Annotated in this window: 21 protein-coding genes and 2 pseudogenes; 14 read left to right on the top strand and 9 right to left on the bottom strand. The window is 58.7% G+C overall.

What is annotated here, in order from left to right; genetic code table 11:
• Nucleotides 1–19 precede the first annotated feature (19 nt).
• The 3 genes from AC3RCJ_RS17445 (at nt 20) to AC3RCJ_RS17435 (ending at nt 3,691) form a co-directional block, all read left to right on the top strand.
• The gene (locus tag AC3RCJ_RS17445) at nt 20–1,615 is read left to right on the top strand and encodes a phytoene desaturase family protein (protein ID WP_492958438.1); all 1,596 of its coding nucleotides are present in this window, start codon (nt 20–22) and stop codon (nt 1,613–1,615) included.
• Nucleotides 1,616–1,693: 78 nt separating this feature from the next.
• On the top strand, nt 1,694–2,776 hold the full coding sequence (locus tag AC3RCJ_RS17440; RefSeq protein WP_492958440.1) for a porin: 1,083 nt from the start codon (nt 1,694–1,696) through the stop codon (nt 2,774–2,776).
• A 120-nt stretch (nt 2,777–2,896) separates the two neighbouring features.
• The gene (locus tag AC3RCJ_RS17435) at nt 2,897–3,691 is read left to right on the top strand and encodes a cyclase family protein (RefSeq protein WP_465046826.1); all 795 of its coding nucleotides are present in this window, start codon (nt 2,897–2,899) and stop codon (nt 3,689–3,691) included.
• 230 nt (nt 3,692–3,921) lie between these two features.
• On the opposite strand, the gene AC3RCJ_RS17430 is transcribed toward AC3RCJ_RS17435, so the two are convergent.
• From AC3RCJ_RS17430 to AC3RCJ_RS17420, 3 genes are all read right to left on the bottom strand, one after another.
• Nucleotides 3,922–4,818, bottom strand: coding sequence for a TrbL/VirB6 family protein (locus tag AC3RCJ_RS17430; protein ID WP_492958442.1), 897 nt, complete (start codon nt 4,816–4,818; stop codon nt 3,922–3,924).
• A gap of 412 nt (nt 4,819–5,230) precedes the next feature.
• Nucleotides 5,231–6,406: a tyrosine-type recombinase/integrase gene (locus tag AC3RCJ_RS17425; RefSeq protein ID WP_492958444.1), complete on the bottom strand. Its 1,176-nt coding sequence runs from the start codon at nt 6,404–6,406 to the stop codon at nt 5,231–5,233.
• Nucleotides 6,407–7,074: 668 nt separating this feature from the next.
• Nucleotides 7,075–7,893 carry a helix-turn-helix domain-containing protein gene (locus tag AC3RCJ_RS17420; protein WP_492958446.1) on the bottom strand — a complete coding sequence of 273 codons (819 nt, stop codon included), beginning with the start codon at nt 7,891–7,893 and terminating at the stop codon, nt 7,075–7,077.
• A gap of 89 nt (nt 7,894–7,982) precedes the next feature.
• On the opposite strand from AC3RCJ_RS17420, the gene AC3RCJ_RS17415 reads away from it, so the two are divergent.
• From AC3RCJ_RS17415 to AC3RCJ_RS17385, 7 genes and pseudogenes are all read left to right on the top strand, one after another.
• Nucleotides 7,983–8,681 carry an aspartate/glutamate racemase family protein gene (locus tag AC3RCJ_RS17415; RefSeq protein ID WP_492958448.1) on the top strand — a complete coding sequence of 233 codons (699 nt, stop codon included), beginning with the start codon at nt 7,983–7,985 and terminating at the stop codon, nt 8,679–8,681.
• Nucleotides 8,678–9,403, top strand: coding sequence for a hypothetical protein (locus AC3RCJ_RS17410; protein ID WP_492958450.1), 726 nt, complete (start codon nt 8,678–8,680; stop codon nt 9,401–9,403). The genes AC3RCJ_RS17415 and AC3RCJ_RS17410 overlap by 4 nt, the downstream gene beginning before the upstream one ends.
• 203 nt (nt 9,404–9,606) lie before the next feature.
• On the top strand, nt 9,607–10,953 hold the full coding sequence (locus tag AC3RCJ_RS17405) for a flavin monoamine oxidase family protein (RefSeq protein WP_492958452.1): 1,347 nt from the start codon (nt 9,607–9,609) through the stop codon (nt 10,951–10,953).
• Nucleotides 10,954–11,107: 154 nt separating this feature from the next.
• Complete coding sequence (locus AC3RCJ_RS17400; protein ID WP_492958454.1) at nt 11,108–12,379, top strand: amidase family protein; 1,272 nt, start codon at nt 11,108–11,110, stop codon at nt 12,377–12,379.
• Between the two features lie 42 nt (nt 12,380–12,421).
• On the top strand, nt 12,422–12,982 hold the full coding sequence (locus AC3RCJ_RS17395) for an AAA family ATPase (RefSeq protein WP_492958456.1): 561 nt from the start codon (nt 12,422–12,424) through the stop codon (nt 12,980–12,982).
• A gap of 12 nt (nt 12,983–12,994) precedes the next feature.
• Nucleotides 12,995–13,534 (top strand): GNAT family N-acetyltransferase, encoded by a 540-nt coding sequence (locus AC3RCJ_RS17390; RefSeq protein WP_492958458.1) that lies wholly within the window; start codon nt 12,995–12,997, stop codon nt 13,532–13,534.
• Between the two features lie 336 nt (nt 13,535–13,870).
• Nucleotides 13,871–14,116 (top strand): annotated as a pseudogene (locus tag AC3RCJ_RS17385) (DNA cytosine methyltransferase); the annotation flags it as partial.
• 37 nt (nt 14,117–14,153) lie between these two features.
• Here the strand turns inward: AC3RCJ_RS17385 and AC3RCJ_RS17380 are convergent.
• From AC3RCJ_RS17380 to AC3RCJ_RS17360, 5 genes are all read right to left on the bottom strand, one after another.
• The gene (locus AC3RCJ_RS17380; RefSeq protein ID WP_492958460.1) at nt 14,154–15,332 is read right to left on the bottom strand and encodes an MFS transporter; all 1,179 of its coding nucleotides are present in this window, start codon (nt 15,330–15,332) and stop codon (nt 14,154–14,156) included.
• 21 nt (nt 15,333–15,353) lie between these two features.
• Entirely contained in the window at nt 15,354–15,860 is a 507-nt protein-coding gene (locus tag AC3RCJ_RS17375; protein ID WP_492958462.1) for a (R)-mandelonitrile lyase, read from the bottom strand.
• Between the two features lie 15 nt (nt 15,861–15,875).
• The gene (locus AC3RCJ_RS17370) at nt 15,876–16,193 is read right to left on the bottom strand and encodes a carboxymuconolactone decarboxylase family protein (RefSeq protein WP_492958464.1); all 318 of its coding nucleotides are present in this window, start codon (nt 16,191–16,193) and stop codon (nt 15,876–15,878) included.
• Nucleotides 16,194–16,205: 12 nt separating this feature from the next.
• A complete protein-coding gene (locus AC3RCJ_RS17365) occupies nt 16,206–16,616 on the bottom strand; it encodes a carboxymuconolactone decarboxylase family protein (RefSeq protein ID WP_492958466.1) in 411 nt (136 codons plus the stop codon).
• Nucleotides 16,617–16,683: 67 nt separating this feature from the next.
• Complete coding sequence (locus AC3RCJ_RS17360) at nt 16,684–17,112, bottom strand: (R)-mandelonitrile lyase (protein WP_492958468.1); 429 nt, start codon at nt 17,110–17,112, stop codon at nt 16,684–16,686.
• A gap of 118 nt (nt 17,113–17,230) precedes the next feature.
• On the opposite strand from AC3RCJ_RS17360, the gene AC3RCJ_RS17355 reads away from it, so the two are divergent.
• The 4 genes from AC3RCJ_RS17355 (at nt 17,231) to AC3RCJ_RS17340 (ending at nt 23,922) form a co-directional block, all read left to right on the top strand.
• Nucleotides 17,231–18,136 carry a LysR family transcriptional regulator gene (locus AC3RCJ_RS17355; RefSeq protein ID WP_492958470.1) on the top strand — a complete coding sequence of 302 codons (906 nt, stop codon included), beginning with the start codon at nt 17,231–17,233 and terminating at the stop codon, nt 18,134–18,136.
• A 125-nt stretch (nt 18,137–18,261) separates the two neighbouring features.
• On the top strand, nt 18,262–19,506 hold the full coding sequence (locus AC3RCJ_RS17350; RefSeq protein WP_492958472.1) for a multidrug effflux MFS transporter: 1,245 nt from the start codon (nt 18,262–18,264) through the stop codon (nt 19,504–19,506).
• Between the two features lie 60 nt (nt 19,507–19,566).
• Nucleotides 19,567–21,939 carry a membrane-bound PQQ-dependent dehydrogenase, glucose/quinate/shikimate family gene (locus AC3RCJ_RS17345; RefSeq protein WP_492958474.1) on the top strand — a complete coding sequence of 791 codons (2,373 nt, stop codon included), beginning with the start codon at nt 19,567–19,569 and terminating at the stop codon, nt 21,937–21,939.
• Between the two features lie 393 nt (nt 21,940–22,332).
• The gene (locus AC3RCJ_RS17340) at nt 22,333–23,922 is read left to right on the top strand and encodes a hypothetical protein (RefSeq protein ID WP_492958476.1); all 1,590 of its coding nucleotides are present in this window, start codon (nt 22,333–22,335) and stop codon (nt 23,920–23,922) included.
• A 92-nt stretch (nt 23,923–24,014) separates the two neighbouring features.
• Here the strand turns inward: AC3RCJ_RS17340 and AC3RCJ_RS17335 are convergent.
• Nucleotides 24,015–24,510: pseudogene (locus AC3RCJ_RS17335) on the bottom strand (transposase); the annotation flags it as partial.
• Between the last annotated feature and the right edge of the window lie 70 nt (nt 24,511–24,580).

The raw sequence follows: 24,580 nt of genomic DNA, 5'->3' as shown, positions 1-24,580 counted from the left end.
TAACGACAAGGAGTGCCCCGTGCAAGTTCAAAACAAGAAATATGACGCAGTGGTGGTCGGGGCCGGCATCAATGGGCTGGCCGCGGCGGTTCACCTCGCCACCAAGGGTTGGAGCGTGCTGTTGCTGGAAAAAAGCGACATGGCGGGCGGCGCCGTGAAGACGCGTGAGCTGACCCTGCCGGGGTTTCGACACGACCTTTACGCCATGAACCTGAGCATGTTCGCCGGTTCGCCGTTCTTCGCCGAACACCAGCAACTGTTGGTGGAGCACGGGCTGCGCTTGTGTCCCGCCGAGCGCACCTTCGCCAGCGCGTTCCCGGACGGCAGCTGGTTGGGCGTCGAACGCGACTTGGAGGCTACTGCGGGCCGCATTCAGGCCTTGAGCGCCAAGGACGCGCGGCGCTGGCGCCAATTGGTGGCCGCCTTCGGCGCGGACGCGCCGCCGCTGTTCCAGCTGCTCGCCGCGCCGATGCCGTCGCTGGCGCTGCTGCGCGTGCTGTGGCGTGCCTGGCGCGACCGGGGGACCGCCTGGATCGCGGGCATGGTGCGGCTGCTGACCCTGTCGCCGCGGGCCTGGCTGGACCGGCACTTTGAAAACGATCAGCTGAAGACGACCCTGGCGGTGTGGGGGATGCACCTGGACTTTCCGCCCGACATGGCCGGCGGTGCCTTGTTTCCCTACCTCGAATCAATGGCTTGCCAGAGCGCCGGCATCTTCATCGGTCAGGGAGGGGCGGATACGGTGATCAAGGCGATGCTGTCGGCCTTCCGGGCGCTCGGCGGCGACGTGCTGCTCGAAACCGAGGCGAGCGAGATCCTGACGCAAGGCGGCCACGCTTACGGTGTACTGCTGGCGGATGGGCGGCGGATGCTCGCGCGTCGCTCCGTTATTGCCAATCTCGGCCCCAAGGTCCTTTACGGCACGCTGCTGAAGTCCGCTAACGCCTCCGCCCGGCGCCAACGTGAGAGGTTCCGCCACGGGCCCGGCACGATGATGATTCACCTGGCGCTGGACGCCTTGCCGCAATGGAGCGCCGGGGCGGAGCTGCAGCAGTACGCCTACGTCCATCTGGCGCCGTCCATGGAGGCGATGACGGCAGCTTACGCTGAAGCCGTCGCCGGCCTGCTGCCGCGCGTGCCGGTCATCGTGGTCGGGCAAGCCAGCGCCGTCGACCCTTCTCGTGCACCACCCGGCAAGCATGTACTCTGGATTCAGGTGCGGGTGCTGCCGGCAACGGTGAGCGGCGACGCCGCCGGGGAGATCGCCGGGACGCAGTGGGACGACATTAAGGAAGCCTATGCCGACCGGGTGCTGGCGCTGCTCGAGACCTATGCGCCAGGCTTGTCGCAGAACGTGCTGGCGCGGGTCGTGCTGTCGCCGCAAGACCTGGAACGCGACAATCCGAACCTGGTGGGCGGCGACAGCCTGGGCGGCAGCCACCACCTCGACCAGAACCTGCTGTTCCGCCCGGCCTTCGGCTACTCGCGCTACCGCACGCCCGTCGCGGGCCTGTACATGGTCGGCGCCTCCACCTGGCCCGGCGCCGGCACCGGCGCCGGTTCCGGCTTCCTGTGCGCCCAGTTGCTGGCGCGCTCACAACGCAAGGAGGGATGACACGATGAACTAACGACGCGGGACGCGCCGGAACGGCAGATGCACTGAAAAAATAATATCAATTGACTTGGGGGAACAATGAAAAATTCAAGCGTAGCAGCAGCTTGCCTGGCACTGTGCGGCGTGGCGCAGGCGCAGAGTAACGTGAACATATACGGCATCATCGACACTGGTGTGAGCCACGTCTCGAACATCGGGGGGCGCTCCAACACCACGCTGGCGACCGGCGTGTTGTCGCCGAATCTGATCGGCTTCACCGGCAAGGAAGACCTGGGCGGCGGCGTCTCCGCCGTTTTCAAGCTGGAAAACCAGTTCGCCGCCGACGACGGCCAATCCCTGGGCGGCCTGTTTTCCCACCAGGCCTATGTCGGCGTGCAGAGCGAGCAGTGGGGCGCTGTCAAGGCGGGCATCCAGTCCGATTTCATGTTTACCGAGCTGGCGCTGAAGCGCTACGGACCGATGTTCCGCTTCATCTCGCTGCAAAACCTGCGCCAGGGACCGTTCAATGCGCTTGGCATACCAAACGTGCCGGGCGGCTCCTTCGACTTCGACCGCGTCGGCGACGCCCAGCATCTCGCCAACTCCGTGCGCTATGACAGTCCGGCGCTGGGTAACCTCACCTTCGGTATGCTGTACGCATTCGGCGAGCAGCCCGGCGGCGGCTCGCGCAGCGGCGCCAAGAGTGCTGGCGCCAGCTACAGCGCTGGCGCGCTGAGTCTGAACGCGGCCTATACCGATGTCAAATACGCCAGCATCAACGGCGGCCGTGACGGCATCCGCAGCTGGGGCGCGGGCGGACGCTACGATGTCGGTAGCGGGGTCTCGCTCGATGCGCTCTACACCAACACGAAAAACACGATGAGCGGCGCTGAGATCGACGCCATCGAGGCCGGGGCTCTGTTCCCCGTTTCGACCGCGCTCAACTTCGTCGCAGCGTACACCTATATGAAAGGGAACGCGGCGCTGTCGGACAACAAGGCGCACCAGTACAACCTCACGCTACACCAGACGCTGTCGAAACGTACCGCCCTGTATGTGGCTGCGGTGTACCAGAAGGCCGACGGCGGCGCCTCGGCCAAGGCATGGCTACCGATTGCCGGCGGCGAATCCTCGACCGGCACGCAATCTATCTTCCGGCTGGGCCTGCAGCACGGTTTCTAGTACGCGGCGAGGGCGCCGGCGGCAGCGCGGGCCGGTCCCGATCCACTTTCTTGCGTCAGGCCGATGCCCGGTCTGGCGCACTTCAATAGCCTGTATATTGAGCTATTTAATTATTAGGAGATGAAATTGAGCGCACAAGACATGATGAATTTCGCCAAATCGCTGGCGTCGGGAGCGATCCGCGTGGTCGACCTGACACAGCCGCTGCAGGCGAGCACTCCGACCCTGCCCCTGCCGCCGGAACTGGGGCAATCCTGGCCATTCCGCATGGAGGAGATTTCGAAGTACGACGACCGCGGCCCGGGGTGGTACTGGAATAATTTCGCCTGCGGCGAGCACACCGGCACACACTTCGACGCCCCGATACACTGGGTAACCGGCAAGGATTTCCCGGAAAACGCGACGGACACCATTTCGCCGCAGAAATTCATCGCGCCTGCCTGCGTCATCGATGTCGTCCGTGAAGCGTCGGCCAACCACGATTTCCTGCTGACCAAGGAGCATGTGCTGGCCTGGGAGGAGCGACACGGGCGCATTCCAGCAGGCTCCTGGGTCCTGATGCGCTCCGATTGGAGCAAGCGGAGCATGGACAGGGACTTCCTCAATCTGCATGAGGACGGGTGCCACGTTCCCGGTCCACATCCTGACCTGGTGTCCTTCCTGGTGGAGGAGCGCGACGTGATCGGATGGGGGACAGAAGGGGTGGGAACCGACGCCGGCCAAGCCTTTGCGTTCTTGCCGCCGTTTCCCTGCCACGCCGGCATGCACGGCTCGAACCGTTTCGGTCTGGCCAGCCTGATTAATCTTGACCAGTTGCCTCCTACCGGCGCCATCCTGATCGCGGCGCCGCTGAAGATCGTCAACGGCTCCGGCAGCCCTTGCCGCGCGCTCGCGCTGATATCGGCCGCTCCCTGACGCCTCGGGGCATGGTTACGGTCCGGTGTGCGGGCGGACCGTTTCCGCGCCGATTAGCGTTTCTCGACGGTCATCCCGGCTTGCCGCCTTACTTCTCTGCGATTGCGAGCAAAGTATTGGCAGGCACGTAATTTTGATTGCAGCCGTGATCGAGCACACAATGCGCTCCTGCTGAAGGTGCGGGAGGTCGAGCATAAAGTTTCTCCTTTGCTGTGATTTCGGTCCTCGGGCTATTCGGGCTTGCGGTCGCGGAATGCCGCAACTTCATCCGCCGCATCATCGGGGGAGTTGGCTCCTTCAGAGATACTGTCATCATCCAGCCCTGATGTCCCGCGATCTGGCGTTCCGGAATGATCGTGAGACCTGATGGTGGCGGCGATCTGGCCACCGATGGTTTTACCGACGCGGTCGCTTGCCGCTGAAAGTCTCTGTCCAACCTTTGCCTTGCCAACCTCCCAATTTCCCTGCGCAAGGATTGCCGCCGCACTTGCTGCAATCCGGCCCGTCTTCGCCGCTAGCGCCGCCGCTGCGGCTGGGCTGCCCATGCCCGGTGCCGCTTTCGTTTGACGTTGCCCTGATTTTTCACGAGTGCTCGCCTTGGAAGATCCGCTCGCGCCTTCCTGCGCGCAAGGCGAGGCGGGCGGCTGCGCTGCCTGCGGAGTGCTGTCTGTCGACTGCGTTTCTGCAGTTCGACTTCCAGCATCGGTATCGCTGCCTGCCTCCTGTGCAGTGTCGCCCATGGCTGCTGCCAGTGCGCCGCTGCCTGTGCCAGTATTGGCTGCTTGTTCATGGCCTCCACCTGAGGCCGAGGCTGCGAAGTCGCGTACGCCTCCGCCAGCGCTTTCCGCTGCGTTCGCCTTGGATACTGCCGCCATCAGTGCTTGCACTCCGCCTGCGACGTTCGCCGTTCCTGCCACGACCGCCGCACCTGCCGTCGCGGTAGCTGTTGCAGCCATCGCGGCGGCGCCCAAGGCCGTTCCTGCGCCGAAGCCGCTGCCCAGCGCGCCGGTGCCGCCTCCCATAGCCAATCCGCCGACCAGCGCCGGAACCCTGTTGACGAGAGCGAGCAGGATGATGGCGACGACCATGATCACGGCCAGTTCATTCATCTTGTAGGCAGAGCTCATGTTGGTGTAAAACTGGTCAATGAACGACTTTACACCTCTTCAAAACACTATCAAAACGGCTACTCATTTTAGAGCTTATTGATAATTTCACTACATCTAAAACCTATTGATAGAAAGGGAAGCAATGACAATTTATGGCTACGCGCGCACGTCAACTGTTGAGCAGGTCGCAGGCTTGGTAGATCAAATTGCTAAGCTCAAAGGTGCTGGCTGTACCTACCAGTCGATTTAACAGGAACAAATCAGCAGCGTCAAAATCGAGGACCGAGTCGAATTCGGCAAGGTGCTATCAATGCTGAAGGCAGGGGATGTTCTACGGACACCGTCGACTCCACAGGCTCCGGCAAATCCTTTAATTCAAAAGACCCACAGACGATGTTGCATTGAGCGAGAGGGCCGTGACAAGTAGTAACTATAAAACGAGTTTGGCCAGCGCGACAGCCGCGACGTCACTACGTAAATGACCATAATGCTTCTCGATCATTGCAACTGATGTGCCGCTAATTTGCGCAACGGTTAGAAGATCCAGCCCCCCATGGACAAGATCGCTGATAACACTGTGACGCAATGTGTATGCACTTGTTTCTGCTGGCAGAGTTGCATTTTTTGCTGCGTTTTTGATAGGATCTTTCCATGAGTCCTTGTTCCAGGCTTTTCCGTCGGCACGTGCCAGAAGGGGGGCGGTCGCTGTTTTGTTTGCGGCCGCTATCTCGAATAGCTGAGCAATTTCCGGGGGAAGTTTAATTTTTCTGTCCTTGCCGCCCTTGTCTTTGCCAATTTTCAGTACGCTTAGGCGCTGGTCAAAATCCGCCACGGTGAGGGCGGCAAGAGCCCCTGGGCGAAGTGGCAGCATGGACAATCCCCGCAGGAATGCTGCGAGATCGTCTGGCGCATGTCTGATGAGATTTCGCCGCTGCTCGCGATCCAGATATAAATCCCTTCGTTTGGCGACGTTCTTGAATGCTTTCAGAGTTTCGCTCCAGGAGAAGTTCGAATTGACCTTGCCGTCAGCAAATGCAGAATTGAGGGCTGCACGTACCGCCGCAAGGTCGCGGTTGACGCTGTCCTTTGAACGTTCCCGGACATTACCAGCCTTGTTAATGGTGACGGGTTTAGCTACCATGCGACGACGAAAGTCGTTCATGTGGTCCCGGGTCAATTTCATCAGTTCTATCTTGTGTAGAGGGTCCTGCGTGATCCATCGGCGATAACGTGCGGCGAGGTCTTGTGCTGGCTTGGTACCCTTCAGCTCCTGGATCCGCTTCACATACGCGTTACAGGCATCCAATACAGTTGTCGGTTGATGAATGGCACCAGCGTCGCCTGCGGCCGCGTGAGAAAACCATTCACGTGCGGCTGCTACAGCTCTGTCAAAACGTTCATGATGCATATATTCATCTAACGTGCCTAGATTACTTTCGACTTCATTTCCTGTCTCATCGCGATGTCGAAGTAACCACGTTCCGCTTGAGCTATCTGACATTTTGCGAAACCCTACATAGAAGCCTTTACTGATTCTGTGCCAATACGGTTCACGCCGGGTTTTCAGCTTGTTGCGCGCTGTAACTGTATCGATTTTGTTGGCCATGCCATCCTCCGTAACGTGCAAGAATGTTGTATGTGTTCAACCGTAGAATCAGTGCTCAATGTACGGGGAAAGTACGGGAAACGGTAGCACATTTCGGCGGACGTTAGCAGATCAAGATGAGGCTTTCTCCTATGAAGGAATAGTCCAGTGACATCCAAGCAGGTGCACGTTTTCGTCATTCACACTGCAGGGGTCGCAAGTTCGAAACTTGCACTTCCCACCAAATTTTTCGTTTGTATTCAATGGCTTAAGATTTCACATCTTATCTGAATAGGAACTTGGGGCAAACTTGGGGCAATGGGATTTTCGTCCATTGTCCAACCTCAAACGATACGGCCGCTTCCTGCGGCCGTTTTCACATCAAAGTGGCTTAGAAGGGCGGACAAACTTCTCACTTTCCCTCAAAGTAAAAACTTCGTATACTGAGCCACGCCGACTGTCCTCTATCGGCGGCTAAACCAATCGATGGCCGCAACCCTTTACCCTAAACGCCTAAGCTACAGGAGTGTTGAAGATCACATCCTATCGTTTGCGGATGCGGCCGAATTGCCTGGGATCTCGCCGCCCTTTGCAGATCTAGCTGGCGGTCCCTTTGCTTTATGAGTCGTGGCGACACGGTATCGGGACGAGGCCCCGCCGCAGGCGGTGGATGAATTGATTCCAGATCTTTAAGTTCCTAGCAGCTGGCGATACTGGGTTGGCGTTATGCCCAGGGCGGCCCGCATGGCACTGCCCATGTGCGACTGATGTGCAAAGCCACTAGCGCACGCGATGTCCGCCAGCGGCCTGTCTATCTCCATTAGCATGCTTCGTGCCGCCTGCACGCGCGTTTCCACAATGTATGCATGCGGCGTCATGCCTGTCGCCTGAGTAAAGTCGCGCAGGAAGCGCAGGACCGGCAAGCCTTCGTTTGCAGCCAGCTGTTCCAGGGTCAGTCCCTGCCCGAACTGGCAAGCGATCCGCTCCAACACCCGCGCCATGTCTACCCGCGCCGTGCGTGTCGGTGCCTCTTGACATCCCTGCCGTAGCGACAGCAATTCCAACGCCGAGTGTTCCAGCGCCAGTGGATCGGCCTGTGTATTCAGCATTAGCCGTCGCAGGCGTAGCGCCAGAGCGAGAGCCTGCCGGTGTCCGGCCGTTTCCACGCGCCTTTCAAGAGGATTCGCCTCCGGCGCGCCGGTCAACGCGGCGCCACGCCAGCGCAGCACCAGGTACTCGCCACCTTGCGCAGATTCGGAAAAAACATCAATCCCGGCTGGTGTGCAAGCGAGCACGCCAGGCCATGTATCGAAATCGACGCGCCGGTCGGAACCTATCGCATGCACGCCCCGCTGACGCTGCAGCGACACGCCCATGCTTTGTGACTGCACGGGGTCGCGCGCGCTGTAAGGTGCGCCCGGCAAAAGCTGCAGGCACAGTCCGCCTGCTGCGTGTGTGACGACAGGCATTGCGCCGCCTGTACTCTCCTTGATAAGTGGCCGTGCCATGTGAAATTTCCTGATAGATCAAAATGTTGGTAATGGAGATACTAGCCGGGCTCACAGCAGTACATTTACCACACACGACAGGAAAGCATATGCGAACAATCGGATTGATCGGCGGCATGAGCTGGGAATCCAGTGCAGAATATTACCGCATCATTAACCAGGGCGTACGCGCCCGCCTGGGGCCGCTTCGCTCTGCGCCCGTATTGCTATACAGCGTTGATTTCGGCCCCGTCGCGCAAGCGCAGCATGCAGGCCGCTGGCAAGATGCCGGTACCATCCTGCGCGATGCGACGTTCCGTCTGCATGCGGGGGGCGCCGATGGCATCGTGCTATGCACCAACACCATGCATGTGCTCGCAGACGAAATCGCTTCGGCATCGCCATTGCCATTCCTGCACATCGCCGATCCCGTCGGCAGCGCAGCACAGGCGCTAGGATTGCGTACGGTCGGTCTGCTCGGCACCTCGTTCACCATGCAGCAACGCTTTCTGCGCGATCGGTTGGAACGGCACGGCCTGGAAGTCCTCGTACCACCCGAGGCACAGCAAACTGCCTTGCACGACATCATTTATACCGAACTGTGCGCCGGCATTGTGCGAACTTGCTCACGTGTCGTCTTCCTGCGCGCTATCGATGCGCTGGCCGCGCGCGGCGCACAAGCCGTCATCCTCGGCTGCACGGAAATCAGCTTGCTGCTACAGCAGGAACACAGCGACCTGCTGCTGCTCGACAGCACCCAACTACATGCACTCGCTGCAGTCGATTTCATCCTGGAAGGCGAGGCATGATGCCGCCTCGCCGCGCCGCATGGACCATGCTCCCCACGTCGCTCGTCGCCCTGTTGTCCGCCTGCGGCGGCAGCGTCGATGCAACCACGCCCCCATCCACCATTCCTTACCTGGTGTACACCCATGACGCGCCCAAGCTGCAACCTGGCACGGGCAGTATTGGCATTGCACCAACAGGTACACCAGCAGCGATTTCGCCGCGTGGCAGCCTGACGATAGCGGCCGATGGCCGGGCAAGTTGGGGGGCTGGCCTAAACGGGGGAGTTACTGCATACCACCATCCGCAGGCGAAGCATTTGCCTTATGCAGCCATGTTGTGCATGTCCGGCTTAGGCGGAAAGGATAACCGCAAAGCCACTCATATACTGGTGGCCGCCGTCGCCGAAGTAGTGAGTACAGCAGCCGCTTTGGCGGAGCAACGATTCGACAGCAGTTTCGATGACTGTGCGGACGACACGGCCAGCGAAAGTCTGCGCTTCGACAGCGCGGGCAACTTGCTGTGGCGCACCACGCATCAGCCTGGTGGCTCGGGCGTGACCACTGCCTACACTGCCACCGAAGTAGACCGCATGTTGGGGCAGGAAGGATTGACGGAAATAGGCATCACTACCCGGCTTCAGGCATTCCGCTTGTCCGTTGACGGCGCGCCACGCTACGTACTCGTTGAACAACGCAGCAGCGCCGCACAAGCAGCGGCAAGTTATTTGATTTTGTGGAAATAATAGCAATATGCGGTGTTGCAAACTCTAGGCCAGCCGCAACGAAACGCCAACGTAGAGCGCGATAACGACACTGTGCGCCAGGACTGGTTCAGAACTCTAAGATAAGTAATTTCAATGGCATTTTTTAATAAAGGAACCCTAATATCAGATCTTCAAACTTAGGCAATAATAGAGGCATCTTTGAGCCAATTGGACAAGACTTTGTGGCGAAAGTTCAAGATCCCGTCACTCGGGTGATTATCGTGGGAGCAGGGTTTTCGGGTATTGCTGCCGCTAATTCACTGCAAACCTGCGGTGTGGAAGTGGTGGTGTTGGAAGGGCGCTCGCAGATCGGTGGGCGTACGCGCACGCTGCCCGCCCTGGGTGCAAGTGTAGAGGCGGGGGGCGCCTGGATTCATGCACCGATCGGTAATCCTTTGACCGACCTGACCAACTTTCTTTTCATCGAACAACGCCGGTTTGCGCTGAGCGACATTTTTTCGGAGATGCGGCTGGCAGGCTTGCACGGGGAAGTGTTAGATACGCTGGAGCGTGATCGTGTTATGCAGCTTGCCGATGAGATTGAGACGGAGCTGACGCAGTTAGCGTTTAAATATGCGCCCACACAAAACGTCGCCGAACTGCTCGAATTGCGACTACGCTCAATCACCGATCCATCTCTACGGGCGTGGGTGCGCTTTGTTGTATACACGGGGTTTCAGGCTGATTTAGCTTGTCATGCAGAAGATATTTCCATCGCCAATTACGCCTTGGATGCAGGGTTCAGCGGGGGAGATCACCGCATCGTGGGCGGTTACGGAAAAATGCTTTCCCGTCTTGCCGATGGTTTGGAAATATACTGCGACGCGCTCGTCAGTGAGGTGCGGCAAACCACTGAGGGCGTTACGGTACGCTGTACCGACGGGCGCGTAGAACGGGGATCGCATGTGGTGATCAGCGTGCCGCTGGGCGTATTGAAGGCCGGTGGCATCCGTTTTTCGCCGGACTTGCCAGCGGCAAAAAAGAGAGCCATCGAGCAGCTGGGTTTTGGGACATTCGAAAAATTTATTCTCCAATTCGAGCAGGCATTTTGGAAAAATGGGAACGCTAGTCCCAGTGGTGTATTCATTCGGGATCACCCAGTTTTCCCGTACTGGATTGATGTAACCTCCACCGCCGGTCGGCCGACCTTGGTCGCGCACATCGCAGGCCCGCCAGCCCTTGCATTACCTGCCTTCAGCCCCGATGCAGCGCTCGCGATGGCTTTAGCGGCGCTCGCTACCGCCTTTGCTTGTGAAATACCGAAACCTACGGCCGTCCATCAGACCAATTGGTCTGGCGATCCCTGTAGTCGCGGCGCATATACACATTTGTCTCCCGTTTCTACAATTGAGGATTTGCAGTCGCTAAGCGAACCCGCAGGTCGTATTCTCTTCGCCGGCGAGGCGACTTCTATGCAACGTTTCGGCTATGTTGACGGGGCCTACATCTCGGGTCTTCGCGAGGCACAGAGGTTGGTCAGCGCTCCTCGGGTGCAATTATCAGCAATTAACTACGATCCCCAGGGATAGTGAAATGCAAAAAAACGGACTATCGGTGACAAGCGTCGGGAATCCGGTGCCCACTACCACCTTGTTCTCGGTGATCAGTACCCTTGCTAGACGTCGTCACGCTCCAATTGACAGCGCCTGTTTTCGTAGACTTTTCTCAGACTAAAAACACCCTATGAATCAACGTGTACCCGCCGCATTTTCGTGTGTTCAGGACGGCTATGACAAAAGTCAGTTTCAAGCCAGCGGCGCCTTTATGGAAGAATTTGAACTTAAGCCCTATGCGCCTGGCGCTTTGGACGGCTTGCGATTCGCGGTCAAAGATAACATCGACATCTGTGACCGCCTGACCTCATATGGCAGTAAACCCTGGCGCGATGTGCATCCGCCTTCAGCATTTCACGCGGTTTGTGTTGAACAGTTGTTGGCGGTCGGTGCTCACTGCGTCGGAAAAACCGTGGCCGATGAATTCACCTACAGCCTGGATGGGGAGAGCCACTTCTTTGGCACCCCATTGAATCCGCGTGCACCTGATCGAATTCCTGGGGGCTCATCTAGTGGTTCAGCATCAGCGGTTGCCTGCGAGTTGGTGGATTTTGCACTTGGCACTGACTGCGGTGGATCTATTCGAGTTCCAGCCAGCCTTTGCGGAGTATTTGGGATGCGTCCAAGTTTACACCGCATTTCCGAAGCCGGCGTGCTTCCTTTTGCACCAAGTGTAAGCACCGTCGGTGTAGTGGCTCGAAGTCTACCCATTCTGCGCAAAGCAATGCGCGTGCTTCTTCGCAGCCAAAATGTAATATCCCCAACGGTTAAAAATGTGTATCTATTGGAAGATGCCTTTAAGCTGGCCGATCCTGCTATCCAAGCTGCGCTATCTGAGCATCTTGCTTGCCTGCGCAACCGCACTGACATCACCGTTTCTTTGATTACGTTGCGCGACATAACAGGGCTGGACCTGGACTTGATGTCCTGCAACAAGACAGCGCTGCGCGTTCTGCAGACGGTAGAGGTGGGCAATGCGATAGGTGGCTGGATTCGTACAAATCAACCCGAGCTAGGGCCAAATTTTCAGGCTGGATATCGAAATGTCGAAGACTATGATCGCAGTACCCTGAGTGACGGCTTGAACCTGTGCGAGAACCTCTTTACCCGAATCGCTGCTTTCACTAAGCCGGGTGATGTTTTCTGTTACCCCACTGCACCAGTATTGGCACCGAAGAAGGGCACATTAACTGGCGACAACCTTCCCGCCGTTCTCGACTATTACGACCGGAACATGGCCGTTACGTCCTTCGCGGGTGTTGCCAGATTGCCAGAGATAACCCTCCCGCTGGCCCATGTCGATGGAGTTCCAATCGGTCTGTCTTTAGCTGCAGGCCACTATCAAGATGAATTTCTTCTTGATGCTAGTCAGCACTTATGGGGCGCACGCCTGGCGTCCTAATGATTAGGCGTCAGTCGCGTATTAATTTTTAGAAAAGAAAATATGAAATCAATTTTCCTCAACGGTACCGTTGGTATCGGGAAATCAACCACCGCCGAACACTTAGGGGCATGCCTTGCCGCGCGCAGCACGCCCCATGCAGTCATTGATCTGGACAGTATTCGGCAGTACTGGCCCGCGTCGGCACGCGATCCGTTCAACCTGGAAATTGAGCTATTGAACCTGGCAGCACTTGCCGCCAACTTTGAACGTGCTGGGGCGCAGTACCTGGTGATAGCCGGGGTTATTGAGAACAAAAATGGCGCGGCGCGTTACCGTGCAGCCCTGCGAGGCAAGCCGCTCTTCATCTGTCGGCTCATGGCCCCATCCGAAGTGATACTGCGGCGCTTGCAGGTACGGCATCAGAATGACTCGAAAGCGCTTCAATGGCATCTGCAACGAAGCCTTGAGCTCGATTTAATTCTTCGCGATGCAAATGTGGATGACACGGTGATTGAATGCGCCGGGAGCTCGCCACATGAAATAGCAGAGAAGGTTCTTTCCGTTGTTGGCTTTGCAACAGGCACAGCCCTACCAGCCGACAATCAGATACGCTTCAGTTAGAAGAAATACCTTATGAAATCACATACCACCGATCGGCTCATACTACGTCCATGGACGCTAGATGATGTAGAGTTCGTTTTCGACATGTATTCTCGATGGGAGGTCCAACGCTTCATCGGATTCTCCCCCCGAGTACTGGCATGCCGAGCAGAGGCTGAGGAAAAAATCCTTCAATGGCAAAGTCTGCGGCATGAGATCAACGGTTTCTGGGCCATCACATCCAAAGAATCAGGAGCCTTGCTTGGTACTGTATTTTTAAAGCCGATTCCATTTTCATTCGAAAACAATGCATCATGCTCACCCGACGACACAGAAATTGGATGGCATCTTCACCCAAAAGCATGGGGCCAGGGCTTTGCATCCGAAAGTGCGGCAGCACTATTACAGCATGCATTCGGTGAAGGTCTTGAACGAGTGGTCGCCGTCACCTATCCTGAGAATATTGCGTCTATCAGCGTATGTGAACGAATCGGCATGCGCTACGAGGGATTGAGTTCAGCGTATTACAACGCGACGGTCAAGTTGTTTACGGCAATGAAACCCGCGTTGTGATTTTGCCAGGATGTATTTCAGAATAACTGAAGAGCCATAAACATTACTTTGTCAGGCCATCATCCCGCAGATCCGCAGGCGGTAGCCGCCATGCCTGGCCGTAGTGTGAACTGGGCTGTGACAGCGTCATGACGTGCTAGCGTCGACTGCACGGAATGGTGCAAGAAAGCGTTTGACGGACCGTCCATGAAGCGATCTTGAGTCTGCTTCGTGAGCAACATCATATCGGATCGAACCAGCATTGACGCTGCGAGCACAGTGACCGAAACTCGACTGATTGTGGCAAGTTCGGCCGAGAGCGCTATTTGTTGGTCGGCCGGGGTGGACTGCCTCTAATCCGCCGTCGATATCTGGCACGCGGCAGGGAATGAAACGCCGAACATCGTGTTCATCAGCTCCCCATGCAAGGGTGCCAGCGGCCTGCTGAGCGAAACATTGAGCAAAACAGCCAAGTACCAAGGGCTGAACGAACTGACGCTGCGCTGCATCTGGCTGATGTGCGAGGCCTGGGCCGACAATCCTGTCGACCTCATCGTGTTCGAGAACGTGCCGCGTCTCGCCACGCGCGGCCGACACCTACTAGTCGGCACGCGGCCTGTGGTGACCAGCACGTTGTGGCTTATTTCGCGGCAAGCACCGGCGCTGGGATCTGCCTCAGCATCAAGTTGCGGATAAGGATGGACACGAAGGTCAGCGCCAGGAAGACCAGGCCACCCAAGATGATCGACCGGATACCCATGCCAGCAATGAACATGCCGCCGATCGTGGTACCCAGAGTGATCCCGATATTGCCGAAGGACAGAAACAGGCCCGTCGCCAGTTCGGGGCTGTCGGGTAGAGCCGAGGCGATCCAGTATTGCTGGAAATTGTTGCCGGCGCCGTAGACCACACCCCAGAGGCAGGCCAACACGAGCGTCGTCAAGGTGGAGGCGCCGACGAAATACAGGGCGATATAGATGGCGCTCAGCACGAATGGAAAGAGAAACACGGCCCGCAGCGGGTTCGTGCTCAGTAGCCGGCCCGCCACAGGATTGCCGCAGATGCTGGCCAGGCCGAACAGCAGCAGGGTGAGGCTCAGCGTGTGTGGCGCCAGCTGCGCGACGTTTTTCAGATAGTCGGCCACGTAGCTGTACACGCTGGCCATCGAGGCGGCGATCAAGGCCACGGTAGCGAGGGAAATCCACGTCAGGCCGCTACGTAGCAGGCTCAGCTGCGTGCCGTAGGCAACCCTGCAGCCCACCGGCATCGACGGCATGGCCAGCAGGGTGAGCATGAAAGCGACCGCATTGACGGCGGCGAAGAATAGCATGACGGCGGAAAACGAGGTCGCGCCTGCGATCAGGCTGCTTATCGGCACCCCGAATACCATGCCGGCCGAGACACCCATCATGATCCTGGCCACAGCCTTGGAAGCGTCGCGCGGGCCTGCCGTTTCTGCAGCGATGGTGAAGGCCAGGGTGCAATAGACGGGATGGCATAGCGCGGGAATCAGGCGCGCCAGCAGCAGCACGGTGAAATTGTCTGTCACCATGCAAACCAGGTTGCTGAGTACAAAAATCCCTTGCACCCCTAACATGGCTGTTTTCCGGTTGACGCCGGAGAACAGCAAGGGCATGACCGGTCCCGCCAGCGCCACGCCCAACGCGAAGATACTCACCAGCCATCCCGCCTGCGTCACGCTGACGTGAAAGGTGTCCGCGATCAGCGGCAGGATGCCGACGACGCCCAGCTCGGTGGTAAGGATGCCAAAAATACCAAAGCTGAGTTTCCAGACCAGCGCCTTGTTTTGATTTTCCATAGTTCACATATCATGTAAGAATTAATACCGGCCTGCCGGAGGCATGCTGGCACCGTACTGGGCGTCGCTGACCTGCTCCATCCAGACGACGTTGTTGCCATCGACAGTGCCGGTCAGCGCCAGATGGGTCATGGGCGTCGATGGCGTCGCGCCGTGCCAGTGCTTGACGCCGGGAGCGCACCACAGCACGTCACCGGGCTGCAGCTCGATCACCGGTCCGCCCCACGCTTGGGTCCGGGCGGTGCCGGCCACGATCACCAGGCGCTGGCCGGTGGGGTGGGTATGCCAGGCCGACCGCGCGCCCGGCTCGAACGTGACGAAGCCGCCGGTGAGTGGTGCCTCTCGGGTCGGTTCAAACAGGGGGGTGATGCGCACCCGGCCCGTAAAAAAGCGTGCCGGCGCGTCGATGGTCGGACGCGTTGCTGCTGGTGAAATCTCCTGCTGCAGCGCTTGCGCGCTGGCGGCGCGAGGTGCGTACAGCAAGGCGGAGACAAGCAGGGCGACACTGCCGGGGAGGTGAAATGGCATGCACTTTCCTTTCTGTCAATGGGGACACTGCGGGGAATACTGCGCGAACACTTGCTTGACGACGGGCAGTGCCGAAAAGACGCTGGGCCAGCCAGCGTAGAACGCCATCTGGGTCATCGCCTCTGACGCCTGCTCTTGCGTCAAGCCGTTGTCCAACGCGCGGTTCAGGTGGTAGCTCAATTGCGCCACCTGACCGTTGGCGACCAGCGCGCTGACCGTCACCAGGCTGCGGTCGCGCGGCGCCAGGCCCGGACGCCGCCACAGGTCGTGGAACAACACGTCGGTGGTGTATTCCACCACGCCCGGCGCCGTGGCACCGACGCTCTGCACCACGGCGGCCTCGCGCTATGCCTCGCTTTCCAGGTCGAGCGGCAGTAGTTCGGGCCGGGCCGGCGGCAGTTGCGCCGGCCCGACGCCGCGCTGTGCGAACACTTGTCTGGCCGCCGTCACGGCGGCTGTGGCATTGCCCCAGCCGCAGTAAAAGGCCAGATGGGTGATGATTTCGGAGACTTCGCCTGGCGTCACACCATTGTCGAGCGCCAGGTCCAGCTGATAGGGCAGGTCGACGGACTGGTTGCGGGCAATCAGCACGGCCAGCGTGACGACGCTGCGGTCCCGTGGCGACAACTGCGGGCGCGCCCATAGCCCACCATGCACGGTGTCCGTGGTGTAGCGGGCCAGGCCCGGCGACACTGCCTGCATGTCCTCCAGCGTGGACGCGTGCCGGGCGCCAAACGCCGTTGTGTGCTGCGGCATGGGGGCGCAGGCACCCAGGCTCAGACAGGCCGCGATAGCAGGTGTTGCGCAGGATTTCATCACGCGCTTAGCAGGCATGGTCGGCGCACTCGACAGGCAGGCCGACGGCATATTCCGCGTCCGTGACTTTCTCCAGCCAGACCACCGCTACGCCGTCGAGTGCTTCCTGCACCGCGATATGCGTCATGGGCGTGGTCGGCGTGGCGCCATGCCAGTGCTTGTGGCCAGGCGGACACCAGACCACGTCGCCTGCCTGGATCTGCACGATCGGCCCGCCTTCGCACTGGGTCCAGCCGCAACCGGCCGTAACGATCAGCGTCTGGCCCAGCGGATGGGTGTGCCACGCAGAGCGGGCGCCAGCCTCGAAGGTTACATTACCGCACGAGGTACGGGCGGGCGCCGCCGGGTTACTCAGCATTTGTACACGTACCTGGCCAGTAAAACAGGCCTCGGGACCCGCGACCGTGAGAAGCGTTGCTGCACGTTTCAGTTCCATGGAATGTCCTCTATGAATGAGTCGGCGAAACCGCCGCTATGTTTTATGTACTATAGGGACAAGGCGCTGATGCGACTAGTGGCTATAATCGGCAAATACTTATGAAAATGAATCATAAATGGCGCGCACAAATAATTTCAACGATCTGCTTTTCTTTATCGCGGTGGCGCGCGAGCACAGCTTTACGCGCGCCGCGGCGCAGCTGGGCGTCTCGCAGTCTGCCCTGAGCCACAGCGTGCGTGCCCTTGAGGCGCGGCTCGGCGTGCGCCTGCTGACGCGAACCACGCGCAGCGTTTCGGCCACCGAGGCAGGCGAGCGCTTGCTGCAAAGCGTGCCGTCGCACTTCGACGACATCGAGGCAGAACTGGCTGCTGTGGCCGAGTTTCGCGACAAGGCGGCCGGCAGCATCCGCATCACCTCGACCGATTACGCCACCCGCACCATCCTGCTGCCGCGCCTGGCACCCGTCCTGCGTGACTATCCACAAATCCGGGTAGAGATCATTAACGACTACGGCCTGGCTGACATTGTTGCCGAACGCTATGACATCGGCGTGCGCCATGGCGACCAGGTGGCCAAGGACATGATCGCGGCACGCATCGGCCCTGACCTGCAGATGGCGATCGTCGGCGCGCCCGCTTATCTGGACGGACGGCAAGCGCCGATGACGCCGCAGGACCTGATGATGCACAACTGCATCAATCTGCGCCTGCCGACGCACGATGCGTTTTATGTCTGGGAACTGGAAAAGGACGGGCGCGCCATCCAGGTCAGGGTCGAGGGTCAGTACGCATTCAATGGCGCCTATGAGATCCTCGATGCGGCCCTGGCCGGCATGGGCCTTGCCTACGTGCCGACGGACCTCGCCGAGCCGTACGTGGCGACCGGCCGCCTGCGCCGCGTCATGGAGGACTGGTATCCGCGCGTGCCGGGCCTGCACGTGTATTACGCCAGCCGCCGGCAATCGTCGCGGGCGATGCAACTGGTGGTCGAGGCCTTGCGCTACCGTCCTGAGCAAACGTAAGGGCCTGGATCCGCCTGGCAGCTCGTTTCATGAGTCATTTTCATAAGTGCATGCGCTTTACCCGAATTGATCAATGTTCAGGACCTGGCTAACATCGTCCGCTGATGACAGTCAGGGGGAATGACATGGAGGGGGCAACGCAACACTGGAGGGTAGCGAGCGGCCCGCAGTCGCTGCGCACGGTGGCGATACTCGGCGTCCTGATGGCGTTTGCATCGATTTCGACGGACCTGTATCTGCCGGCGATGCCGTCCATGGCCGAGGCGCTGGGTACCGACGCCGGGCACATGGAGTGGAGCATTGCCGCCTACCTGGCCGGCTTCACCCTGGGTCAGCTGGCATGGGGGCCGCTGTCTGACCGCCATGGCCGGCGCCGGCCGGTCGCTGGCGGCCTGCTGGTGTTTATCCTTGGCTGCGCGGGCTGTGCCATGTCGGGTTCGGTGGGCGCGCTGGTCTGCTGGCGTGCCGTGCAGGCCGCCGGTGCCAGCGCCAGCGTGGTCATCGCCCGGGCCATGGTGCGCGACTTGTACCGGGGCCCGCGCGCGGCGCGGCTGATGTCGACCCTGATGACGGTGATGGCGGTGGCGCCGCTGCTCGGCCCCGGCGTAGGCGGCCTGATCCTGCATGTGGCGTCGTGGCGGGCGATTTTCTGGACGCTGGCGGCGCTCGGCGGCGCCACTCTGGCGGCACTGTCATGGTTGCCGGAAACGCTGCCCCCGGCGCGACGCACTTGCGCACCGCTATCGCCAGCCTTGGGCACCTATGGCCATTTACTGCGCCATCGCGCCCTGCTTGGCTATGCAGGGGTTGCCGGATGCTATTTCGGCGCCTGCTTCGCCTACGTGGCAGGTTCGCCGTTCCTCTACATTGCCTATTTCCATGTATCGCCACAATGGTACGGCATGCTCTTCACTGCAGGCGTGTCGGGGATCATGCTGGCTAACCAGATCAACGTGCAGCTCCTGAAACGCTTTTCCGCCGACGCGCTGATACGTTTCGGGACCGGCATGGCGGCCCTGGCAGGCGCAGTTGCCGCGCTCGATGCATTCGAAGGCTGGGGCCACTTGGGCGGCGTCGCCATTCCCCTGGTTTTCGTGGTGGCGGCGAACGGTTTCATTAGCGCCAATGCCATTGCCGGCGCCTTGAGCCATTTCGACGAGGGCGCCGGTGCCGTCTCGGCGCTGCTTGGCAGCGTGCAGTACGGCACCGGCATGGTTGGCTCCGTACTGGTGGGCACGTTCGCAGGCGCCCGCTCGACCTTGAACGTCATCGCCTGGATGTGCGTCGCCAGCATGCTGTGCGCGTGGCTGTTTCTGCCTGGCCGGGCAGGGAAGCGGCACGCGATTACATCGCCGGTGCAGACGCGGTGAGGTGGCGCGGCCCATGCGGGTGGCCGGAAAACAATTCCATGAATGAAGCGGAGAATATGCATGTCGACTGAAAAAACCATAAAAGCAGCCGTGCCAGCGTTGATCTTGCTGGGCCTGCTGATCCTGCTGTACGGGTTCGCCATGCTGGCCGGCGGGGTGTATCTCATAGCGCTCGGCGGTTCCTGGTTCTTCGCCCCGGCGGGACTGGCACTGGCGTCGGCCGGCTGGCTCATTGTTCGGCGCAGCCCGCTGGGAGCCGCGCTGTACCTTGCCGTGTTCGCCGTCACGGTCGCTTGGTCGCTATGGGAAGCCGGCCTCGCTTTCTGGCCCCTGTTTTCGCGCCTGTTCGCCATGGCGGTGCTGGCTCTGCTGCTATTGCTGCTCATGCCAGCCTTCCATCGGGGCGGTGACGCGTTCCGGCGCCGCCCGGCCCAGCTGTTGGCCGCCGCCCTGGCAATTGCGCTGTGCCTGGCTTTTTATGCCAGCTTGCAGCCGCGTCCTCTTGCCACGCCACAGTTGATACCGGCACCGGTGGCGGGCCTGGCTGTCGGCACGGTCGCGGCGGCAAGCTGGCCGTATTTCGGACGCACCGCATCCGGCACCCGGCACGCGCCGCTTGAGCAGATCACGCCCGCCAACGTTGCCAACCTGACAGTCGCCTGGACCTACCGCACGGGCGAGATTCCCAGCGGCAGCGCGGCGCACGTGGTGACGCCCCTGCACATCGACGGCACCCTGTATGGCTGCACCCAGTCGAGCAACATCTTCGCCCTGGACGCCGAGACGGGCAAAGAGCGCTGGCGCTTCGATTCCCATGCCGCGCCGAATAAGGTCTATCCGCGCTGCCGCGGCGTGGCCTATCACGATGCCGGCGCCGATGGCAGGGCAGCTGCGGCCGCGTCGGCGCCGGCATGCACGCGCCGCATCATTGCCACCACGGTCGATGCGCGCATGGTCGCGGTGGACGCCGCGAATGGCAAACCTTGCGAGGATTTCGGCGAGCATGGCGTGGTCAGCCTGCGTCCGGGCATGCAAAATCCGAATCCCGAGCTGTATTTTCCCACTGCCGCGCCAACCGTGGTGCGTGATCTGATCGTCGTCGGCGGGCTGGTGTGGGACAACCAGAAGGTGGGCGAGCCGTCTGGCGTGGTGCGCGCGTTCGACGTACGCAGCGGTGCCCTGGCCTGGGCCTGGGACCTGGGCAATCCCGCCATCACCCGACTGCCGCCGGAAGGCGGCTCGTACACACCGGGCACGCCGAATGTCTGGTCGATCCCGTCGTTTGACGAGAAGCTGGGTCTGATCTATCTGCCGACCGGCAATTCGACGCCCGATTTCTGGGGTGGTCATCGCAGCGCGGCCAGCGACCGCTATTCGTCCTCGGTCGTCGCGCTGGACATCGCGACGGGCCGGGAGCGCTGGAGATATCAGACCGTACACCATGACTTGTGGGACTATGACGTGCCATCTCAGCCGGCGCTGTATGATGTCGCCGACGGCCACGGCGGCGTCATCCCGGCCCTGATCCAGACCACCAAGCGCGGCGAAATTTTCATGCTTGACCGCCGCAACGGCAAGCCAGTCGCAGCGGTTGAGGAGCGTCCCGTGCCGCAGGGCGGCATGGCCGACGACCGGCTTGCGCCCACCCAGCCGTTTTCGGTGGGCATGCCGTCCATCGGCACCGAGCCGCTCAGTGAAGCGCGCATGTGGGGACTGACCTTGGTCGACCAACTGGCGTGCCGCGTGGCGTTTCTCCAGTCGCGCTACGAAGGCATCTTCACGCCGCCTGGCGAACGCCAGACCATCCAGTATCCAAGCTGGCTGGGCGGCATGAACTGGGGTTCCGTCAGCATCGCCGAAAACCTGGGCTACCTGATCGTCAACGATACCCGCGTGGCCGTGACCAACAAGCTGGTGCGGCGTGAAGACTATGACCGCAAGGTGCAAGCCGATGGGGGGCACGAGGGCAGTGCGCCCCAGGCGGGTACGCCGTGGGGCGTCGAGCAGCGACGGTTCCTGTCGCCGCTGGGCATTCCCTGTCAGCAGCCGCCCTACGGTACGCTCACAGCGATCGACCTGACAACGCGCCAGATCGTCTGGTCGGTTCCGTTAGGCACCACGCAGGAAACCGGCCCCTTGGGCATCGCCACCCGCATACCGATCCCGATCGGCATGCCCACCCGCAGCGGACCATTGACGACTTCGTCAGGTCTGGTATTCATCGGTGCAAGCCAGGATTTCCAACTGCGTGCTTTCGACGTGCGCACAGGGGCGCAGCGCTGGAGCGCGCAATTACCGGCAGGCGCGGAGGCGACGCCGATGACCTACCTGTCACCGCGTAGCGGCCGCCAGTTCGTCGCCATCAGTGCAGGTGGAAACTCCGCGACTACGCAGAAGGGCGACTATATCGTCGCCTATGCGCTGCCGCGCTAGCTCCGTGTGGCGCCCGGCATCGACATGATAGTGCGGCAAGTGCCGCCAAGTATCATGATTCCGACCTGGAGTTTACCTTTTCTGTTTTTCCAGACTGACATACTTGATTTCCCTTTAACCAGTTCTTGCATTCTTCGAGGTCTAGTGCTTGGAGCACATCCGACCTGTGTATAAGCGCTAGAAATTACGCCGCTAACGGAAACCGTTTTTGTTCTGGATCAAAGTCGTTTACGGCTGGCGGAGCGAGGATTGCAGTGAGAAGCGCGTGGCGCAAGTGTTCCAGGCACTAGAGCAAGGCAAGCAAGGCTAGGCAAGGCGAGCATGCTCGTCTAAGGGCTTATATTTCACGAAGAAATATTTCCGTATTTTTAATATAAATTATCGGGAAATGATATGAATGCCTCATGGATAGGTGGTCCGGCAAAAAATCCAGAAGAAGCGATATTGCGTTCTAGATATTTAAGTGCCAAACGAAGAATTCTGAGTAAAAATTTAGGTAATGAAGAGAGCCCTATTTATTTCAGGGAAGGAATTGTTAACGTATGTTCACTTCGTGATGCTTTGGTACGTTTGCAGGATCTACATCTCCGATCGGTTGGACAAGAGCCGATTTTGGAAATTGATCCTGATTTTAAGATGACGCCAGCCATCGCTAGAAAATATTATCGAGTAATCTTGACGGCATTGTTGAGCGACATCCAGATGATTCCAGAAGATCTTTTAAATCTTCACTTTTCCAGTATTTCTTACATTGCAACGCAACTTGGCAGTGCTGAAGGATTGAGTCCACTTATCTTGAGCGGGATCGTAAACATTCCGGAGTCGACAGCCGAGAGTGATGTACTTGAAAATTTTCTGTCTGAGTTTGAAGCGCTGGATGGAATTGAAAAAAAACCTGCCGGCCATGAGATTATCTCTATTTTCAATAGAAATAGTGATCAATTAATTAATATTAAGCCTGATGATCTGAAAGAATTGTTAAATAGTAAAATTTCCATAAGGAAAGACTTGATGGAAAAACTGAATGAGAGAAACATTCAGAGCATGAGCGGATGGGAGGCGGTTCGCTGCAAATCCGAGAACAAATACACTACAGCAAGCACTGTTGCACACATAGCGGGTTACTCTGCCGGAATAGTTTTCACAGTCGCCGGAGGCCCACTCGTCGGAGCTATTGCCGGAGTTGGCGTCGGAATTGCGGCCTTCAGAATGGCATATTCCGCACTCGACGCTTCATGTGCTATCCAAAGAAAAATGGAAGAATATTTCGACTTTGATGGTCATTCTGGAGATTCAAAAGGAGAGAAAAACAATAATGGTGGAGATGCTGATTCGAACGAAAACAAAACGACCGGAAATAAAGCGGATGAATCAACTGAATCAACCTCGGACGAGGCGGAAGATACAATTGATGATCTCGATCCTCCTGATGTGGAGAACGATTCAACCGATGGTTGCATAGTAAATCCGCTTGAAGTTTTTGATCGACATCCTTATTCAAATTTTAACGATAGAAAAATTCTGACTTTTATTCCTGTTGGAAATGGGGTTGCGAAAATTCAAAAATCAATTTCACCAAGAATTGAAATAAATATGGATAGGATAGCACTGAAAAATTCAGATGTTTTTTCGAGTCTAATCCAGGATTTAAGCGAGGTTGGGTATCTAAATCGTATGGCACGCAATGTGTCATACAATTCATTTGTCTCGGCGAAAATAGATCTTGAAGAAGTATTGAGTTATAAAGAAAGTCCAATAATAAAAAAAATGCTTGGGCCTGCGAAGTTGCCTTTATTGGCCGTGGATCTTGGGCCAAAATATATATTTATTGAAGATTATCCGGTAACGGATGAATTGCCGGATGGCGAAGAATTGGTGGACAAGGAAAATTCAAATATTGCATTAAAAGAGGGATTGCTTCCGTTTAAAAATGACGAAAAAATACTGAATCCACAGATTGGTGATAAAAAAACTTTTGATTGACGGTTTAATAACTGAGCGAAAATTTAATTGATGCAAGCAACGATCCCATTGCCAAGTAGATCATGTTTTTCGCCATGTCATGCGCTGTCGTGTTTGTAGTCGCGTACGAAGTGCCGCTCAAGCCTCAGCCAAGCGTACGTTCGCTCGGCTACCCAGCGCCATGGCTGAACAGCGAAACCTTTGCCCCTGCCGACGCAGCACGACTTCCATGGTAAAGTCGAGAAACGCGGCCTTGTCCAGCAACTGCCTGCGGTCGTATGTCGCATACCACCACAGACGCTTCGCCCACGGCCAGCGTTTGATTAATCCCTTGAGCACCATCTGCGCGCCAGTGGAGCCGGCAATGTCGGCTGGCGTCAGGCTCATCGCCAGCAAGCGACCATCCGTGTCGAGCGCAATATGGCGTTTTCGTCCGCTGAGTTTCTTGTTGGCGTCATCACCTCGCGCTCGCGCGCCGGGCGCTTTCACGCTCTGGCTATCGATAATGCCGGCACTTGGCAGCACCTCCCGCTCATTGCACATACGATCAAGCATCAGCGCCGGATTATGAATGGTACGAAACAGCATGCGCCACTCGCATCCGGACCGTGCAAAATTCAACGATGTGCACCTCGCACTCTGTAGAAATGGCCGGTCAGAGCGCGAGTCCTCGTTGTCG

This window comes from Janthinobacterium sp. GW822-FHT07H11 (assembly GCF_058798615.1).
Note: the sequence above shows the minus strand (reverse complement) of the source record. Positions and strands in the feature narration are given on the sequence as shown.

Excerpts from the sequence above, each read along its gene's own strand:
- AC3RCJ_RS17440 (WP_492958440.1), top strand. The coding sequence starts at position 1,694 with ATGAAAAATTCAAGCGTAGCAGCAGCTTGCCTGGCACTGTGCGGCGTG.
- AC3RCJ_RS17435 (WP_465046826.1), top strand. The coding sequence starts at position 2,897 with ATGAAATTGAGCGCACAAGACATGATGAATTTCGCCAAATCGCTGGCG.
- AC3RCJ_RS17430 (WP_492958442.1), bottom strand. The coding sequence starts at position 4,818 with ATGAGCTCTGCCTACAAGATGAATGAACTGGCCGTGATCATGGTCGTC.
- AC3RCJ_RS17425 (WP_492958444.1), bottom strand. The coding sequence starts at position 6,406 with ATGGCCAACAAAATCGATACAGTTACAGCGCGCAACAAGCTGAAAACC.
- AC3RCJ_RS17420 (WP_492958446.1), bottom strand. The coding sequence starts at position 7,893 with ATGGCACGGCCACTTATCAAGGAGAGTACAGGCGGCGCAATGCCTGTC.
- AC3RCJ_RS17415 (WP_492958448.1), top strand. The coding sequence starts at position 7,983 with ATGCGAACAATCGGATTGATCGGCGGCATGAGCTGGGAATCCAGTGCA.
- AC3RCJ_RS17410 (WP_492958450.1), top strand. The coding sequence starts at position 8,678 with ATGATGCCGCCTCGCCGCGCCGCATGGACCATGCTCCCCACGTCGCTC.
- AC3RCJ_RS17400 (WP_492958454.1), top strand. The coding sequence starts at position 11,108 with ATGAATCAACGTGTACCCGCCGCATTTTCGTGTGTTCAGGACGGCTAT.
- AC3RCJ_RS17395 (WP_492958456.1), top strand. The coding sequence starts at position 12,422 with ATGAAATCAATTTTCCTCAACGGTACCGTTGGTATCGGGAAATCAACC.
- AC3RCJ_RS17390 (WP_492958458.1), top strand. The coding sequence starts at position 12,995 with ATGAAATCACATACCACCGATCGGCTCATACTACGTCCATGGACGCTA.
- AC3RCJ_RS17380 (WP_492958460.1), bottom strand. The coding sequence starts at position 15,332 with ATGGAAAATCAAAACAAGGCGCTGGTCTGGAAACTCAGCTTTGGTATT.
- AC3RCJ_RS17375 (WP_492958462.1), bottom strand. The coding sequence starts at position 15,860 with ATGCCATTTCACCTCCCCGGCAGTGTCGCCCTGCTTGTCTCCGCCTTG.
- AC3RCJ_RS17365 (WP_492958466.1), bottom strand. The coding sequence starts at position 16,616 with ATGCCGCAGCACACAACGGCGTTTGGCGCCCGGCACGCGTCCACGCTG.
- AC3RCJ_RS17360 (WP_492958468.1), bottom strand. The coding sequence starts at position 17,112 with ATGGAACTGAAACGTGCAGCAACGCTTCTCACGGTCGCGGGTCCCGAG.
- AC3RCJ_RS17355 (WP_492958470.1), top strand. The coding sequence starts at position 17,231 with ATGGCGCGCACAAATAATTTCAACGATCTGCTTTTCTTTATCGCGGTG.
- AC3RCJ_RS17350 (WP_492958472.1), top strand. The coding sequence starts at position 18,262 with ATGGAGGGGGCAACGCAACACTGGAGGGTAGCGAGCGGCCCGCAGTCG.
- AC3RCJ_RS17345 (WP_492958474.1), top strand. The coding sequence starts at position 19,567 with ATGTCGACTGAAAAAACCATAAAAGCAGCCGTGCCAGCGTTGATCTTG.
- AC3RCJ_RS17340 (WP_492958476.1), top strand. The coding sequence starts at position 22,333 with ATGAATGCCTCATGGATAGGTGGTCCGGCAAAAAATCCAGAAGAAGCG.